We start from the raw sequence: 15,550 nt of genomic DNA on the forward strand, positions 1-15,550 counted from the left end.
TGTCAACACCTCTTTTTCAACCTCCTTTCGGCTTCGATGAACTGAAGCAGCCTGCTGTCGAAATCTACATAACTCATTGAATCTCAAGGAGTTTTCCGTTTCGACTGCGCCGGAAGTGGGGCGAATTATAGACATCTGAAATTCGCCGTCAACACTTATTTTCAGTATCACTCAGATTTCAGCGTGATACGCGCAAAAGCCTTCTTGCCCGCCTGGCAAACGTGAGTCGCACCCAGTACATATATAAAGGAGCGATCTACCACCTCACCATCAACACGCACACCGCCGGACGCCAGCAGATCGCGCGCCGCCGCAGAGTTCTTCACCAGGCCTGCCTTATTAAGGACAGCAGCGATCGGCATATCTTCAGCAGAGGCCAACTCGACCTCCGGCAGATCATCCGGCAGCTCACCATCTTTCATACGGTTGCCCGCCGCGCGATGAGCATTCGCCGCAGCCTCCTCACCATGGAAACGCGCAACGATCTCTTCCGCCAGTTTGATTTTGACGTCACGCGGATTGGCACCTGCCTCTACATCGGCACGCAGCGCATTGATCTCATCCATCGAGCGGAAGCTCAGCAGCTCGAAGTAACGCCACATCAATGCATCCGGAATCGAAACCAGCTTGCTGTACATGACACCCGGCGCTTCCTGAATACCGACGTAGTTGCCCAACGACTTGGACATCTTCTTCACACCATCCAGACCTTCGAGCAGCGGCATGGTCAGAATGCATTGAGCCTCTTGACCATAACCACGCTGCAGCTCACGCCCCATCAGCAAGTTGAACTTCTGATCGGTGCCGCCCAACTCGACGTCCGCGCGCAGCGCCACCGAGTCGTAACCCTGAACCAGCGGATATAGGAACTCGTGGATAGCGATCGGTTGATTGGTGCTGTAACGCTTGTCAAAGTCATCACGCTCAAGCATGCGCGCCACGGTGTACTGCGAAGTCAGACGAATGAAGTCCGCCGGCCCCATCTGATCCATCCAGGTGGAGTTGAATGCAACTTCGGTTTTCGCCGGATCAAGAATCTTGAACACCTGAGTCTTGTAGGTCTCGGCGTTTTCCAGAACCTGCTCGCGGGTCAATGGAGGACGGGTGGCACTCTTCCCGCTCGGATCACCGATCATCCCGGTGAAGTCACCTATAAGGAAGATCACCTGATGCCCCAGCTCCTGGAACTGGCGCAGCTTATTAATAAGCACGGTATGACCCAGATGCAGATCCGGAGCGGTTGGATCAAAACCAGCCTTGATACGCAGCGGCTGGCCGCGCTTGAGCTTCTCGATCAGCTCGGACTCGACCAATAGTTCTTCCGCACCACGTTTAATCAGCGCTAGCTGCTCTTCAACCGACTTCATAACAGACCCGCAAGGCTCAGATTCAAAGGGAAACAACCATACAAGATCGCGCACCAATTACAAGTTTTGCCCGGCGCACGGACACCAATCCACAGACGCGCTGTCTGTAGACTTGCTTCAGAGATGATTTGGTTATATTTTATACAGTTATTTCATCTTCATCATGTCATTCATCTTTTCCAATTCATCATTTTTCAAAGTCAAAATTACCTATGACCACAGAACCGTCTAAAGCGCCGCCGCTTTACCCGAAGACCCACCTGCTCGCCGCAAGTGGAATCGCCGCCCTTCTTAGCCTGGCTCTCCTGGTATTCCCTTCCAGTGATGTTGAAGCCAAAAAGACAACCCTGAGTCTTGAACTGGAAAGTCCTGCTGAACAACTGACACAAGATCAAGACGCTGCTGACGCGGCTCAAGCCACAAATGAGCCAGTAGCTTCTCCGTTTGCTCAAATCGAAAACACTGACGAAAACACCGCCCAAACCGCAGAAGCCGCACCTGCGCCAGTCACCGAAAAGCCGAAAGCCCCGGGGCATCGTGAAGTTGTCGTCGCCAAGGGCGATACGCTGTCGACCTTGTTCGAAAAAGTCGGCCTGCCGGCTGCGTCCGTCCATGAGGTCCTGGCCAGCGACAAACAGGCCAAGCAGTTCAGCCAGCTCAAGCACGGCCAGAAACTCGAATTCGAATTGAACCCTGAAGGCCAACTGACCAGCCTGCACAGCAAGGTCAGCGATGTCGAAACCATTACTCTGACCAAGAATGACAAGGGTTATGCCTTCAACCGGGTTACCGCAAAACCAACCGTACGCACCGCTTACGTACACGGCGTGATCAACAGCTCACTTTCACAATCCGCCGCCCGTGCCGGCCTATCCCACAGCCTGACCATGGATATGGCCAGCGTCTTCGGCTACGACGTCGACTTCGCTCAGGACATCCGCCAAGGCGACGAATTCGATGTGATCTACGAGCAGAAAGTGGTTAACGGCAAAGCAGTCGGCAATGGCCCTATCCTCTCCGCCCGCTTCACCAATCGCGGCAAGACGTACACCGCCGTGCGTTACACCAATAAACAAGGCAACAGCAGCTACTACACCGCTGACGGCAACAGCATGCGAAAGGCGTTCATCCGTACACCGGTGGACTTCGCCCGCATCAGCTCGAAATTCTCCATGGGCCGTAAACACCCGATCCTCAACAAAATCCGCGCCCACAAAGGCGTCGATTACGCTGCGCCACGCGGCACACCAATCAAGGCTGCCGGTGACGGTAAAGTACTGCTGGCCGGGCGGCGCGGTGGCTACGGCAACACCGTGATCATCCAGCACGGCAACACCTACCGTACGCTGTATGGCCACATGCAAGGCTTTGCCAAAGGCGTGAAGACTGGCGGTACCGTGAAACAGGGCCAAGTGATTGGCTACATCGGCACCACCGGGCTGTCCACCGGCCCGCACTTGCACTATGAGTTCCAGGTCAACGGTGTTCACGTCGACCCGCTGGGCCAGAAGCTGCCAATGGCCGATCCGATTGCCAAGGCCGAGCGCGCTCGCTTCCTCGCACAGAGCCAACCGCTGATGGCGCGCATGGATCAAGAGAAGGCCACCATGCTGGCTTCGAGCAAGCGTTAAGCCATGGCTCTTTATATCGGTGTGATGTCCGGAACCAGTCTCGACGGTCTGGACATTGCTCTGATCGAACAGACCTCGGCGATCAAACTGATCGCCACGCACTACATTCCCATGCCTGAATCCCTGCGCGCCGAGCTGCTTGGCTTGTGCGCCAGCGGCCCTGACGAAATCGCCCGGTCGGCGATTGCCCAGCAGAATTGGGTAAAACTTGCTGCGCAGGGCATTCATACCCTCCTCGATCTGCAGCAACTCAAACCTCAAGACATTCTTGCGATCGGCAGCCACGGCCAGACTATCCGCCATGAACCGGCGCGCGGGTTCACCGTGCAGATCGGCAACCCTGCTTTGCTGACCGAACTCACGGGTATTACCGTAGTCAGCGACTTCCGCAGCCGCGATGTCGCAGCCGGAGGCCAAGGTGCTCCGCTGGTTCCCGCGTTCCATGAGGCTTTGTTCGAAGAGCGTACCGGCAATCAGGCGGTCTTGAATGTCGGCGGTTTCAGCAATCTCAGTCTGATAGAGCCGACCAAGCCTGTAGCCGGTTTCGACTGCGGCCCTGGGAATGTGCTGATGGACGCCTGGATTCAGCAGCAGCGCGGCGAAAACTACGATCGCAATGGCGACTGGGCGAAGTCAGGCTCTGTTGAGCCAACCCTGTTGCAGTCAATGCTCAGCGATCCGTTCTTCGTCACCAAAGGCCCAAAAAGCACCGGCCGTGAGGTGTTTAACTTGCCTTGGCTGGAGCAACATCTCGCGCGCCTGCCAGCCTTTGCCGCTGAGAATGTGCAGGCCACGTTGCTTGAACTGACCGCATTGACCATCATCGAGTCGCTGCAAAGCGCTCAATCCGACACTCAGGAACTGCTGGTCTGCGGCGGCGGCGCACACAACGCCACACTGATGAAGCGTCTGGCCAACCTGCTGCCAAACGCAACAGTCGCAAGCACTGCCACTCATGGCGTTGATCCGGACTGGGTTGAAGCCATGGCCTTCGCCTGGCTCGCCCATTGCTGCCTCGAAGGCATCGCCGCCAACCGCCCAAGCGTCACCGGCGCACGCGGCCTTCGGGTACTCGGCGCCATCTACCCGGCCTGATTAAATCGCACGCAGCAAAACGCCGCAGAACCGTAAGGCTCTGCGGCGTTTTGTTATCTGAAGCGCGGCGCGATCAGATCGAGAACGAAGACCCGCAACCACACGTCGTGGTGGCGTTCGGGTTCTTGATCACGAAGCGCGAACCTTCCAGACCTTCCTGGTAGTCCACCTCAGCACCGGCCAGGTACTGGAAGCTCATCGGATCCACCACCAGACTCACGCCTTCGCGCTCGACGATGGTGTCGTCCTCGGCCACATCCTCATCGAAGGTGAAACCGTACTGAAACCCTGAACAACCGCCGCCCGTAACGAATACGCGCAGCTTCAAGCGATCATTCCCCTCTTCATCGACCAGGCTCTTCACCTTGTGCGCGGCACCGTGGGTGAATTGCAAAGCCGTGGGGGTGAAGGATTCGACGCTCATGCTGACTATCTCCCGGCGTTACGCCGCCATAATGCGTGATGACGCGCATTATCCGCTTGTCCGAGAAAATCGGTCAACTATTGTTACGGTATATCAATAAAGCCGACGAGCTGTTCACAATGCAAAAAGGCCCGTTTGACGGGCCTTTTCGCTACGCGGCTTAAAGTGTTACGGCAGCATACCGGCGTGGGCCAGACCGAAGCGCTCGTCCAGCCCGAACAGGATGTTCATGTTCTGTACCGCTTGGCCCGACGCGCCCTTGACCAGATTGTCGATCACCGACAGCACCACCACCAGATCGCCATCCTGCGGACGGTGAACGGCGATACGGCAAACGTTGGCGCCGCGCACGCTGCGGGTTTCCGGATGGCTGCCGGCCGGCATCACATCGACGAACGGTTCGTTGGCATAACGCTTCTCGAACAACGCTTGCAGATCCACTGAGCGATCAACCACCGTCGCGTAGAGCGTGGAATGTATGCCACGGATCATCGGGGTCAGGTGCGGAACGAAGGTCAGACCAACGTCCTTACCCGCTGCACGACGCAGGCCCTGACGAATTTCCGGCAGGTGGCGGTGACCTTTCACCGCGTAGGCCTTCATGCTTTCCGACGTTTCGGAGTACAACGAACCTACAGCCGCACCACGACCGGCACCGCTGACACCGGATTTGCAATCGGCGATCAGGCGCGCAGTGTCGGCCAGACCGGCTTCAAGCAGCGGCAGAAAACCCAGCTGCGTCGCAGTCGGATAGCAACCCGGCACGGCGATCAGGCGAGCTTTCTTGATCTGCTCGCGATTGACTTCCGGCAGACCGTAAACCGCTTCGTCCAGCAACTCCGGCGCGCCGTGCGGCTGGCCGTACCATTTGGCCCACTCTTCAGCGTCTTGCAGGCGAAAGTCCGCCGACAGATCGATCACCTTGGTGCCCGCTGCCAGCAATTCGCCTGCCAATGCGTGAGCTACACCGTGCGGCGTGGCGAAGAACACCACGTCGCAAGCGCCGAGGGTCTTGATGTCCGGCACGCTGAAGGCCAGGCCGTCGTAGTGGCCGCGCAGGTTCGGGTACATGTCAGCCACGGCCAGACCGGCCTCGGATCGGGAAGTGATGACAACCACTTCTGCCTGCGGATGCTGCGCCAACAGACGCAGCAGTTCGACACCGGTGTAACCCGTGCCGCCGACGATACCGACCTTGACCATAACCTGCCCTCAAAGAACCCACTGGAAAGCCGTCGATAATAGGGGCCGCGCGCGCCTGCGACAACCGTCAAGGTGACGCGCGGACGCTCAAGCCTCTACTATCCGGCTTACCGTGAACCTGGAATAACTAAAAATGCTCTATCTATGGATCAAAGCTTTTCACATTGTCAGCATCGTTTGCTGGTTTGCCGGGCTGTTCTACTTGCCGCGTCTGTTCGTGTATCACGCGCAAAGCGAAGACACGCTCAGCAAAGAACGCTTCAGCATCATGGAGCGCAAGCTGTATCGCGGCATCATGGGCCCGGCGATGATCGCGACGCTGATCTTCGGTGGTTGGTTGATCTATCTAAACCCGAGCATCTTCAGCATGGGTGGCTGGATTCACGCCAAACTGACCCTCGTCGTCTTGCTGATCGGCTACCACCACATGTGCGGCGCTCAGGTAAAACGTTTTGCCCGTGGCGAAAACACCCGCAGCCATGTCTTTTATCGCTGGTTCAATGAAGTGCCGGTTCTGATATTGCTGGCTATCGTAATTCTGGTCGTGGTCAAGCCGTTCTAACTTCAACAACTACAGATCTTTGGGGTATCCATAATGTCGCTGCCCGCTTTGCTCGAACAACGCCTGCGTCTGCCTGTAGTAGCAGCGCCGATGTTTCTGATTTCCAACCCTGAGCTGGTGCTCGCCTGCTGCCGCAATGGCGTGGTCGGCAGTTTTCCAGCCTTGAACCAGCGCGAAAGCAGCGGGTTCAAAGCCTGGCTGGAACAGATCGAAGCGGGCCTGGCGACACTGGACAACCCGGCGCCGTATGCGGTGAACCTGATTGTGCACAACAGCAACCCGCGCTTGCAGGCGGATTTGAACATCTGCGTCGAGCACAAAGTGCCGATCGTCATCACCAGCCTCGGCGCGGTAAAGGAATTGGTCGACGCGGTGCACAGCTATGGCGGCCTGGTGTTCCATGACGTCACCACTCGCCGACATGCAGAGAAAGCCGCCGAGGCGGGTGTCGACGGTTTGATCGCCGTGGCGGCCGGCGCCGGGGGGCATGCCGGGACCTGGAGTCCGTTTGCGCTGATAGCCGAGATCCGCCAGTTCTTCGATAAAACCCTGCTGCTTGCAGGATGTCTTAACCACGGTCATGAGATTCTCGCCGCGCAGCTGCTCGGCGCGGATTTGGCCTACTTCGGTACGCGATTTATCGGCACTACAGAAAGTCATGCGCCCGACGCCTACAAGGAGATGCTGCTGACAGCCAAGGCGTCCGACATCATCCATACTCCAGCGGTCTCGGGAGTGCCTGCGAGCTTTATGCGCCAGAGCCTGGAGGCGGCCGGTTTCGATATGGCCGCTCTGCAAGGCAAAGGCGAAGTGAATTTCGGTGACAAGCTCAAGCCGATCAGCGATGAAGCCAAAGCCTGGAAAACCGTGTGGTCGGCCGGCCAGGGCGTAGGGCAGATCGATGACCTGCCGAGTGTGGATCAATTGATCGTACGGCTGGATGCCGAGTATCGCCAGGCACAGGAACGCGCAGCCCAGCTACCGCAACGCTGGCCACGCTAAGAAAAATCAGGCCAGCCCCAGCGGACTGGCCTTACACTGCTGAACTTTCAATTTTTTCGCGACAAGGATGCCTCGGCCATGAGCGAACCCCGTTACAAGATCGTGTTCGACGGTGCTCTACAGCCCGGTGTCGATATCACCACAGCCAAACTCAATCTGGCGGATCTGTTCAAAAGCGATGTGGCCGCCATTGAACGGCTTTTCAATGGCAGCGTCGTCGCACTCAAGCGCGATCTCTCCCACAGTGATGCTCAAACGTACCTGCAGGCACTGAGCAAAACCGGGATCGCAGCGCGGATCGAAACGGAAACAGCCATCGAGCTGAATCTGGCCGATGTTCATGAGCATGTTCCGGTTGTCGCGGAACCTGATTCGCCTTACGCGCCACCTCGTGCCAGCGTCGGCGAGAGTCTGCCGGCGTTCGCCACGCTCAAGCCGTTCAGCGTCGAAGGCCGAATCGGGCGCCTGCGCTTTCTCGCGTGGACAATGGTCCTGAGCCTGGTGACCTTGCCCATTGTCGGCGTGTTCGCCCTGCTGGCTTTGGGACTGGTCGCCGGCGATTCCACCACTGGCCTGATCATTGGCGGGATCTTCGCGTTCTTCCTGTTTATCGCTTTCCTGATTGTCAGCATTCTGTTCAGCGTTCAGCGGCTGCACGACATCGGTTGGTCGGGCTGGCTCTGGCTACTGAACCTGGTGCCATTCGTGGGCAGTTTTTTTCCGCTGGTGATCATGGTCGTGCCCGGCAATACCGGCGCCAATCGCTATGGCCCTCCTCCGCCGCCCAACAGTACCGCCGTGAAAGTACTGTGCTCCCTGTGGATCGTGTTCTTCGCGCTGGTGTTCGCCGGCGGCATGCTCGGTGGAATTTCCGCCATCCAGCAGGAATACGAAAACAATCTGGAAAGCAGCTACGAAAGTGGCTCGGTGACCACTGATGAAGTCGAAGTAGAGGTCGAAGCGCCTGCGGATTCCGCCGACGAGGCAGCCGAAGCGGCGCAGGCCCCTGTAGACTCTGCGAAAGAATGAACAGCGCTCCCCGCCGTGACACCCGCGTCGCCGGCGCGGAGCTGTTGCGATGGAGAATTGCATGACCCGTTACGCACTGATCACCGGCGCCTCCAGCGGCATCGGCCTGGCGATGGCCGAAGCACTGGCCCGGCGTGGCCGCAGCCTGATACTGGTGGCAAGACAGCGTGATCAGCTGGAAAGTATTGCAATAGAACTGACTCAACGCTTTGGCGTAGAAGTGCTGTTCCGCGCCTGCGATCTGGGCGAGCCACTGCGTCTGTCCGGCTTCCTGCTGGAACTGGAAGAAGGTGACCGGCAGATCGACTTGCTGGTCAATTGCGCCGGTATCGGCACCTGCGGCCCGTTTCTCGCGCAGGACTGGATGACCGAGCAGGATCTGATCGAAGTGAACATCCTCGCCCTTACCCGTCTCTGCCACGCCATTGGCAACAGCATGGCGTTGCAGGGTGGCGGGCAGATTCTCAATGTCGCCTCGGTGGCCGCGTTCAATCCCGGCCCATGGATGAGCACTTACTACGCCAGCAAGGCGTATGTGCTGCACTTCTCCGAAGCCTTGCGAGTTGAGCTAAAACAGAGTGCTGTGAAGGTCTCGGTGCTCTGCCCAGGGCCGACACGCACGGCATTTTTCCGTACGGCGCAACTGAACAGCGACAAACTCAAAGACAGCAAATTGCTGATGAGCCCCGAGGAGGTCGCGCTGTACACCGTGCGCGCCCTCGACAAGAACCGGGCGATCATCATTCCGGGACGCCGCAACCGCTGGTTCGCCTTTTTGCCGCGACTCGGTTCGCGCTGGCTTAATCGCACCATTGTCGGCATGGTCAACAAGGCTTACTGCCCGCGCTGAAATGCCCTACAGGTAAAACACTGGGCGGGATAAGCCGCCCTGCGTACACTCAGACCAGCCCAAACAACGGAGAAAACAGCAGTGGATACTCTGTTCACCAAGATCATCAACCGGGAAATCCCGGCCAAGATCATTTACGAGGACGACCAGGTCCTGGCGTTCCACGACATCGCCCCTCAGGCACCGGTGCATTTCCTGGTGATCCCGAAAAAACCGGTGCGCACCCTCAATGACCTGACTGAAGACGACAAGGCACTGGCCGGGCACATTCTGTTCACCGCGCAGCGTCTGGCGCTGGAGCTAGGTTGCGAGGAAGGCTTCCGCGTGGTGATGAACTGCAATGAAAAGGGTGGGCAGACCGTCTACCACATTCATATGCACGTACTCGGTCAGCGCCAGATGAACTGGCCACCGGGCTGATACCCAGCAAACCTGCGTGTAGGAGCTGCCGAAGGCTGCTCCTGCATCAAGCGCATCAACGGTGGCAAATGACCCAGCGCAAACCTTCCCCGGCCGATTCGGTTAAACTGGCCGCCGAGATTCTTCCCGGAGGTCAGCATGACTACCCAACGTCACTACTCGCCGATTGACCGTCTTCTGCTGCAAGCCGATGCCGCGATGCGTACCCTGCTGCCCTTCAGTGGCCAGCCGTACCGTCCGTCGCCAGCGATTCTGCAACCGGAAACGCAAATGAGCGACGAGGACACCCGCCACGTTGCCGGCCTGATGCGCATCAACCATACCGGTGAAGTCTGCGCCCAGGCGCTGTATCAAGGGCAGGCGTTGACTGCCAAGCTACCGCAGGTACGCGAGGCCATGGAGCACGCTGCCGAAGAAGAAATTGATCATCTGGTTTGGTGCGAGCAACGCATTCACCAGTTGGGCAGCCATACCAGCGTTTTGAATCCGCTGTTTTACGGGATGTCGTTCGGGATTGGCGCGGTGGCCGGATTGATCAGCGACAAGGTCAGCCTCGGGTTTGTCGCGGCGACCGAGCATCAGGTGTGCAAGCATCTGAACGAGCATCTGGAACAGTTGCCGGCTGAGGACGAAAAGTCCCGTGCGATTCTGGAGCAGATGCGCATTGATGAAGAACATCATGCGGAAAGTGCGCTGGAGGCTGGGGGGTTCCGTTTTCCGGCACCGGTGAAGTTCGGGATGAGTATTCTGGCCAAGGTGATGACCAAGAGTACTTATCGGATCTGAGAACGGTATTGCTGCAGAGTGCCCCTTCGCGAGCAGGCTCGCTCCCACAGGGGTTCGTGGCAGAAATGAAAAAGGCGACCGAAAGGTCGCCTTTTTTGTGCCCGGGGATCTTAGGTCGGCATGTTGCGCGCGTAGAAGATTTCGAGCATTTCGTGTTTCACCCGGTCGGTCACCTGAGCGCGTTGCTCGGGAGACAGGTTGCTGGTGGCGTCGCCGAACAGGTAGTTATCCAGTTCGAAGTTCTTCAGCAGCATTTTGGTGTGGAACAGGTTTTCCTGGTACACGTTCACGTCGGTCATCTGATACGCGTCGCGAGTGTCTTCGGAGAGGTAGTTCTGGATCGAATTGATCTCGTGGTCGATGAAGTGCTTGTTGCCTTCAACGTCACGGGTGAAGCCGCGCACACGGTAATCCACAGTCACGATGTCCGAATCGAACTGGTGAATGAGGAAATTGAGCGCTTTCAGCGGTGAGATGACACCACAAGTCGACACGTCGATGTCCACACGGAACGTTGCAATACCGTCGTCCGGATGGATTTCCGGGTAGGTGTGCACCGTAATGTGGCTCTTGTCGAGGTGGGCCAGGATAATTTCGGGCAATGGGCCCGGCGACTCTTCGATCTGGCTTTCTGTCGGGGTTACCGGCTCTTCAGAAATCAGAATCGTGACGCTGGCGCCCTGAGGTTCATAGTCCTGACTGGCAATGTTCAGGATGTTGGCACCAATGATCTCGACAACTTCTGTGAGAATCTGCGTCAGGCGTTTCGCGTTGTACTCTTGATTGATGTACTCAACGTAAGCCTGCTGGTCTTGCGGGGTTTCCGCGTAGCAGATGTCATAGATGTTGAAGCTCAAGGTCTTTGTCAGGTTATTGAACCCGTGGAGCTTGAGTTTGCTTTTCACCGTTAAAAACTCTCTATGTATGCGGCCCGGCCGCGTGATCAAGCATGCCCGTCAAGTGCGAACGACGCACCTGCGTAGGACGGTTAACACCTCTTCGCGATGGCGATTTTGGTTATCTGTTCAGGCGGCTGATCCGTCGGCTGACCGATCACTGCCCTGAAAAAAGTGGCGCATTATGCAGACGTCAGCGGGGGATCGCCAGAGTCTGCACTGCTTTTATGATAGTTGAATGTCGGATCAACCGAGTTCGACGATTTCGTAGTCGTGGGTGATTGCGACGCCGGCCGCGCCGAGCATGATCGAGGCCGAGCAATACTTCTCGGCGGACAACTCGATGGCGCGCTTGACCTGGGCTTCTTTCAAGCCACGGCCCTTGACCACGAAATGCATGTGGATCTTGGTGAATACCTTCGGATCTTCGGTCGCGCGCTCTGCTTCAAGGAAGGCTTCGCAGCTTTCAACAGCCTGGCGGGACTTCTTCAGAATGCTGACCACGTCGAAATTGCTGCAACCGCCAACGCCCAGCAGGAGCATTTCCATCGGGCGAACACCCAGATTACGACCACCGGCGTCCGGTGGACCGTCCATCACCACGACATGACCGCTGCCGGATTCGCCGAGGAACATGGCTTCGCCAGCCCATTGGATGCGTGCCTTCATCGCCAAGACTCCACTGTAGAAAAAAGGGTCGCCAGCTTAGCACAGCGCCCCGGCCTGACAGCGAGCGCAGATCCTAGGACGGATGCCTTCGGGACGTAGGTAATTTCTCGAATTTTCGACGAAGTGTCTGTTAAGCTGGCGCCAATTCGCTGGCGCCCATGCCAGCTGTGTAGCGACCGCCTTCAGCGCCTCATAAAAAAATCAAACATCACCGTGCAGTCTTTTCGGGATACAACCATGGTTGCTATTACCCCCACACCCAAGATCAAGAACCTCGACAAGCTGTTGATGCATTGTCAGCGCCGTCGCCATGCGGCCAAGAGCAACATCATCTGTGCCGGCGATCGCTCGGACACGCTGTACTTCATCATCAAAGGCTCGGTAACGATCCTGATCGAGGATGACGATGGCCGCGAGATGATCATCGCTTACCTCAACGCTGGAGATTTCTTTGGTGAGCTGGGTCTGTTCGAGCAAGCGGGTCAAGAACAGGAACGCAGCGCCTGGGTGCGGGCCAAGGTCGAATGCGAAACGGCGGAAATCAGCTACGCCAAGTTCCGCGAATTGTCGCAGCAGGATCCAGACATTCTTTACGTACTCAGCGGACAAATCGCACAACGTCTGCGCAACACCACACGCAAGGTTGGCGATCTGGCGTTCTTCGATGTCACCGGTCGAGTTGCGCGTTGTCTGCTGGAACTGTGCAAACAACCCGATGCGATGACTCACCCTGACGGTATGCAGATCAAGGTGACCCGTCAGGAAATCGGCCGGATTGTCGGTTGTTCGCGGGAGATGGTCGGTCGCGTCCTCAAGGATCTTGAAGAACGCAACCTGGTCGATGTGAAAGGCAAGACCATGGTGGTCTTCGGCACGCGCTAAGCCCGAATATCAGGCGCTGTACATCTGCGCCAGCATTAGACGAAACAGCTCATCGAGACGCGCCAAGGCCTGTGGCGCGTTGAATTTCTCATGCAGGGCGATGTGGCTCTCCGCCCGCACCCGCTGCTCCAGGCCGCACGCTTCGTTGAAGCGATTGACCGCGGCGACCATCGATTCGCGCTCGTTATCCATCAGCATCGCACCGTGCACCAGACCGACCGGACGCTGTCCGCCCTGACTCTGGCGCCAGCGCTGGGCGGTGCCGACCATTTTGCGGCCGTCGAGATTGACGTTGAAACGTCCGTCGCAAAAGGCGCCGTCGATTTCGCCCAGCGATGATGTGCCACCCAACTCGTCCAGCAACTGACAGATCGGATCGCACAGACGGCGGTAGCCGGTTTCGATGCGGTTCAGATCGCCTTCGCTGCGTGGGGGTGCGTAGACCAGAGCGATATTGATCGTGGCGGCTGATTGCGGGACGGGTTCGCCACCGGTTTCGCGTAGCAGGACGGGCCAGCCAGCGGCGGCAGAGACTTCGCAGGCGTAATCGAAGCCCGGAAGACGACTGAGGCGACGTGGCATGACCAAGGCGCAATCGCTGGGTTGCCAGAACAGCAGGCCGAATTCGGAGTCGCCGGCGCAGACCGAGGCCAGCAAATCCTGTTCGGCTTGCAGGCCGGCTTCGATGGTCAGGGGGATTGGCAGCGACATGGAGGGCTCCGGCAGAGTGAACATCTTTAGCGGATTTTAGGGCCTCTTCGCGAGCAAGCTCGCTCCCACAGGAGAAATGCATTCCAATGTGGGAGCGAGCTTGCTCGCGAAAGGGTCGACTCAGTCTGAAAGAATATCAGTCGAGGGTCGAACCGCTGATCGAAGTACCACGCTCCGGGAAGAACAGTCGCTGCAGTTCAGTGCCCGGATTTTCCGCACGCATGAACGCTTCGCCGACCAGGAACGAGTACACGTCACTGATTTCCATCAACTCGACATCGGCGCGGTTGAGGATGCCGCTCTCAGTGATCACCAGACGATCGCGCGGAATGCGCGGTAACAGATCAAGTGTGGTTTCAAGGCTGACCTCGAAGGTGTGCAGATTACGGTTGTTGACCCCGACCAGCGGCGTGTCGAGGGTTTTCAATGCGCGCTCCAGCTCATCGCCATCGTGCACTTCGACCAGCACATCAAGACCAACACCTTTGGCAACCGAAGCCAGTTCAGCCATTTTCACGTCATCCAGCGCGGAGACGATCAACAGCACACAGTCGGCGCCCAGCGCACGGGCTTCGACGATCTGGTACGGATCAATCATGAAGTCCTTGCGGATCACCGGCAGGCTGCACGCGGCACGGGCCTGCTGCAGGTACGCATCGGCGCCCTGGAAGTAATCGATGTCGGTCAGTACGGAAAGACAGGTCGCCCCACCCTTCTCGTAACTTTTGGCGATGTCGGCGGGAACGAAGTTCTCGCGGATCACGCCTTTGCTTGGCGAAGCCTTTTTGATTTCGGCAATCACCGCAGGCTGCTTCTTCTTGGCTTGCGCCAGCAATGCCTGGGCAAAACCGCGGGGTGCATCGGCCGCCTTGGCCAGACTTTCCAGCTCGCTCAGGCTGACGCGAGCACTACGCTCGGCGACTTCCTGAACTTTGCGGGCCAGAATGTTTTCCAGAACCGTCGGTACACTCATCCCTCATTCTCCACTTTGAATACCGCGGTAAAGGCACCCAGCTCCTCGAGTTTTTCCCGAGCAAGACCAGTGTGCAAAGCGTCGTGCGCAAGCTCGACACCCTGTTTCAAACTGCTGGCCACGTCAGCGGCATACAGCGCAGCGCCGGCGTTAAGCACAATCATTTCGGCAGCTTTCTGGCCGTTTTCGGTCTTGCGCTTGCCCAATGCATCGCGGATCAGTGCCAGCGAGGCTTCCGGGCCTTCGACCGACAAACCGTGCAGGCTCTGGCTTTTCATGCCGAGGTCTTCCGGCTCGACCCAATATTCGCTGATCTCGTTGTTCTTCAGCTCGGCAACAAAGGTCGGCGCGGCGAGACTGAACTCGTCCAGGCCATCCTTCGAATGCACCACCAGCACATGCTTGCTGCCCAGGCGCTGCAAGACTTCGGCCAATGGCCGGCACAGCGCCTGAGTAAACACCCCCACCACCTGATGTTTCACACCGGCCGGATTCGTAAGCGGGCCGAGCATGTTGAACAGCGTACGCAGGCCGAGGTCGCGGCGCGGGCCGGCGGCGTACTTCATGGCTTTGTGGTGAGTCTGGGCGAACATGAAACCGATGCCGACGTTGTCGATGCAACGGGCGACCTGCACCGGCGTCAGGTTCAGATAGATGCCGGCAGCTTCCAGCAGGTCGGCGCTGCCACTCTTGCCCGAGACTGCGCGGTTGCCGTGCTTGGCCACGGTGCAACCGGCTGCCGCAACGACGAACGAAGAAGCCGTCGACACGTTGAAGATGTTTGCGCCGTCACCGCCGGTGCCAACCACATCGACCACGCCGTCGAGGGTTTTCAGTTCGACTTGATCGGCCAGCTCACGCATCACCGACACGGCACCGACGATCTCGTCGATGCTCTCGCTCTTCATCCGCATGGCCATCATGAACGCGCCAATCTGCGCGTCGCTGCATTGGCCAGTCATGATTTCGCGCATCACATCGCGCATTTCATCGGTGCTGAGGTCGAGGTGATCGACGATACGGCTCAGGGCTGTCTTGATATTCATGGGA

The 15,550-nt window shown here is 58.0% G+C and carries 17 protein-coding genes; 9 read left to right on the plus strand and 8 right to left on the minus strand.

The window, feature by feature from the left end:
- Positions 1–167 precede the first annotated feature (167 nt).
- Complete coding sequence (tyrS, locus tag FGA82_RS28765) at positions 168–1,367, minus strand: tyrosine--tRNA ligase (RefSeq protein WP_141129714.1); 1,200 nt, start codon at positions 1,365–1,367, stop codon at positions 168–170.
- A 212-nt stretch (positions 1,368–1,579) separates the two neighbouring features.
- Here tyrS and FGA82_RS28775 point away from each other — a divergent pair, with 212 nt between their 5' ends.
- On the plus strand, positions 1,580–2,998 hold the full coding sequence (locus tag FGA82_RS28775; protein WP_141129715.1) for a peptidoglycan DD-metalloendopeptidase family protein: 1,419 nt from the start codon (positions 1,580–1,582) through the stop codon (positions 2,996–2,998).
- A 3-nt stretch (positions 2,999–3,001) separates the two neighbouring features.
- Positions 3,002–4,093 (plus strand): anhydro-N-acetylmuramic acid kinase, encoded by a 1,092-nt coding sequence (locus FGA82_RS28780; protein WP_141129716.1) that lies wholly within the window; start codon positions 3,002–3,004, stop codon positions 4,091–4,093.
- A gap of 73 nt (positions 4,094–4,166) precedes the next feature.
- Here FGA82_RS28780 and erpA read toward each other — a convergent pair whose 3' ends face one another.
- Together erpA and argC are read right to left on the minus strand one after the other, a co-directional pair.
- Entirely contained in the window at positions 4,167–4,517 is a 351-nt protein-coding gene (gene erpA, locus FGA82_RS28785; protein ID WP_008077999.1) for an iron-sulfur cluster insertion protein ErpA, read from the minus strand.
- 168 nt (positions 4,518–4,685) lie between these two features.
- Entirely contained in the window at positions 4,686–5,720 is a 1,035-nt protein-coding gene (gene argC, locus FGA82_RS28790; RefSeq protein ID WP_141129717.1) for an N-acetyl-gamma-glutamyl-phosphate reductase, read from the minus strand.
- A 133-nt stretch (positions 5,721–5,853) separates the two neighbouring features.
- On the opposite strand from argC, the gene hemJ reads away from it, so the two are divergent.
- The 6 genes from hemJ (at position 5,854) to coq7 (ending at position 10,369) form a co-directional block, all read left to right on the plus strand.
- Positions 5,854–6,282 carry a protoporphyrinogen oxidase HemJ gene (gene hemJ / locus FGA82_RS28795; RefSeq protein ID WP_141129718.1) on the plus strand — a complete coding sequence of 143 codons (429 nt, stop codon included), beginning with the start codon at positions 5,854–5,856 and terminating at the stop codon, positions 6,280–6,282.
- Between the two features lie 33 nt (positions 6,283–6,315).
- Positions 6,316–7,284: an NAD(P)H-dependent flavin oxidoreductase gene (locus FGA82_RS28800; RefSeq protein WP_141129719.1), complete on the plus strand. Its 969-nt coding sequence runs from the start codon at positions 6,316–6,318 to the stop codon at positions 7,282–7,284.
- Positions 7,285–7,362: 78 nt separating this feature from the next.
- The gene (locus tag FGA82_RS28805; protein ID WP_141129720.1) at positions 7,363–8,313 is read left to right on the plus strand and encodes a DUF805 domain-containing protein; all 951 of its coding nucleotides are present in this window, start codon (positions 7,363–7,365) and stop codon (positions 8,311–8,313) included.
- A gap of 61 nt (positions 8,314–8,374) precedes the next feature.
- A complete protein-coding gene (locus FGA82_RS28810) occupies positions 8,375–9,163 on the plus strand; it encodes an SDR family NAD(P)-dependent oxidoreductase (protein ID WP_034155108.1) in 789 nt (262 codons plus the stop codon).
- Between the two features lie 81 nt (positions 9,164–9,244).
- On the plus strand, positions 9,245–9,583 hold the full coding sequence (locus FGA82_RS28815) for a histidine triad nucleotide-binding protein (RefSeq protein WP_003228789.1): 339 nt from the start codon (positions 9,245–9,247) through the stop codon (positions 9,581–9,583).
- 138 nt (positions 9,584–9,721) lie between these two features.
- The gene (gene coq7 / locus FGA82_RS28820; protein WP_034155106.1) at positions 9,722–10,369 is read left to right on the plus strand and encodes a 2-polyprenyl-3-methyl-6-methoxy-1,4-benzoquinone monooxygenase; all 648 of its coding nucleotides are present in this window, start codon (positions 9,722–9,724) and stop codon (positions 10,367–10,369) included.
- 110 nt (positions 10,370–10,479) lie between these two features.
- Here the strand turns inward: coq7 and speD are convergent, their stop codons facing one another.
- Positions 10,480–11,274: an adenosylmethionine decarboxylase gene (speD, locus tag FGA82_RS28825; RefSeq protein WP_016983471.1), complete on the minus strand. Its 795-nt coding sequence runs from the start codon at positions 11,272–11,274 to the stop codon at positions 10,480–10,482.
- A 237-nt stretch (positions 11,275–11,511) separates the two neighbouring features.
- A complete protein-coding gene (locus tag FGA82_RS28830; RefSeq protein WP_003228794.1) occupies positions 11,512–11,934 on the minus strand; it encodes an OsmC family protein in 423 nt (140 codons plus the stop codon).
- Positions 11,935–12,171: 237 nt separating this feature from the next.
- Here FGA82_RS28830 and crp point away from each other — a divergent pair, with 237 nt between their 5' ends.
- Entirely contained in the window at positions 12,172–12,816 is a 645-nt protein-coding gene (gene crp, locus FGA82_RS28835; protein WP_008088598.1) for a cAMP-activated global transcriptional regulator CRP, read from the plus strand.
- 9 nt (positions 12,817–12,825) lie between these two features.
- Here the strand turns inward: crp and FGA82_RS28840 are convergent, their stop codons facing one another.
- The 3 genes from FGA82_RS28840 to trpD all read right to left on the minus strand — a co-directional run bounded on the left by FGA82_RS28840 (position 12,826) and on the right by trpD (position 15,546).
- Positions 12,826–13,527, minus strand: coding sequence for a lipoate--protein ligase family protein (locus FGA82_RS28840; protein WP_141129721.1), 702 nt, complete (start codon positions 13,525–13,527; stop codon positions 12,826–12,828).
- Positions 13,528–13,663: 136 nt separating this feature from the next.
- Positions 13,664–14,500 carry an indole-3-glycerol phosphate synthase TrpC gene (gene trpC / locus FGA82_RS28845; protein ID WP_141129722.1) on the minus strand — a complete coding sequence of 279 codons (837 nt, stop codon included), beginning with the start codon at positions 14,498–14,500 and terminating at the stop codon, positions 13,664–13,666.
- Positions 14,497–15,546: an anthranilate phosphoribosyltransferase gene (trpD, locus tag FGA82_RS28850; protein ID WP_141129723.1), complete on the minus strand. Its 1,050-nt coding sequence runs from the start codon at positions 15,544–15,546 to the stop codon at positions 14,497–14,499. The genes trpC and trpD overlap by 4 nt, the downstream gene beginning before the upstream one ends.
- Positions 15,547–15,550 lie beyond the last annotated feature (4 nt).

This window comes from Pseudomonas fluorescens (assembly GCF_005938625.1).
Taxonomy (GTDB): domain Bacteria; phylum Pseudomonadota; class Gammaproteobacteria; order Pseudomonadales; family Pseudomonadaceae; genus Aquipseudomonas; species Aquipseudomonas fluorescens_BD.

Bases quoted from the DNA above. Each gene is read 5' to 3' on its own strand.
- tyrS (WP_141129714.1), bottom strand. From the start codon at position 1,367: ATGAAGTCGGTTGAAGAGCAGCTAGCGCTGATTAAACGTGGTGCGGAA.
- FGA82_RS28775 (WP_141129715.1), top strand. From the start codon at position 1,580: ATGACCACAGAACCGTCTAAAGCGCCGCCGCTTTACCCGAAGACCCAC.
- FGA82_RS28780 (WP_141129716.1), top strand. From the start codon at position 3,002: ATGGCTCTTTATATCGGTGTGATGTCCGGAACCAGTCTCGACGGTCTG.
- erpA (WP_008077999.1), bottom strand. From the start codon at position 4,517: ATGAGCGTCGAATCCTTCACCCCCACGGCTTTGCAATTCACCCACGGT.
- argC (WP_141129717.1), bottom strand. From the start codon at position 5,720: ATGGTCAAGGTCGGTATCGTCGGCGGCACGGGTTACACCGGTGTCGAA.
- hemJ (WP_141129718.1), top strand. From the start codon at position 5,854: ATGCTCTATCTATGGATCAAAGCTTTTCACATTGTCAGCATCGTTTGC.
- FGA82_RS28800 (WP_141129719.1), top strand. From the start codon at position 6,316: ATGTCGCTGCCCGCTTTGCTCGAACAACGCCTGCGTCTGCCTGTAGTA.
- FGA82_RS28805 (WP_141129720.1), top strand. From the start codon at position 7,363: ATGAGCGAACCCCGTTACAAGATCGTGTTCGACGGTGCTCTACAGCCC.
- FGA82_RS28810 (WP_034155108.1), top strand. From the start codon at position 8,375: ATGACCCGTTACGCACTGATCACCGGCGCCTCCAGCGGCATCGGCCTG.
- coq7 (WP_034155106.1), top strand. From the start codon at position 9,722: ATGACTACCCAACGTCACTACTCGCCGATTGACCGTCTTCTGCTGCAA.
- FGA82_RS28830 (WP_003228794.1), bottom strand. From the start codon at position 11,934: ATGAAGGCACGCATCCAATGGGCTGGCGAAGCCATGTTCCTCGGCGAA.
- crp (WP_008088598.1), top strand. From the start codon at position 12,172: ATGGTTGCTATTACCCCCACACCCAAGATCAAGAACCTCGACAAGCTG.
- FGA82_RS28840 (WP_141129721.1), bottom strand. From the start codon at position 13,527: ATGTCGCTGCCAATCCCCCTGACCATCGAAGCCGGCCTGCAAGCCGAA.
- trpC (WP_141129722.1), bottom strand. From the start codon at position 14,500: ATGAGTGTACCGACGGTTCTGGAAAACATTCTGGCCCGCAAAGTTCAG.
- trpD (WP_141129723.1), bottom strand. From the start codon at position 15,546: ATGAATATCAAGACAGCCCTGAGCCGTATCGTCGATCACCTCGACCTC.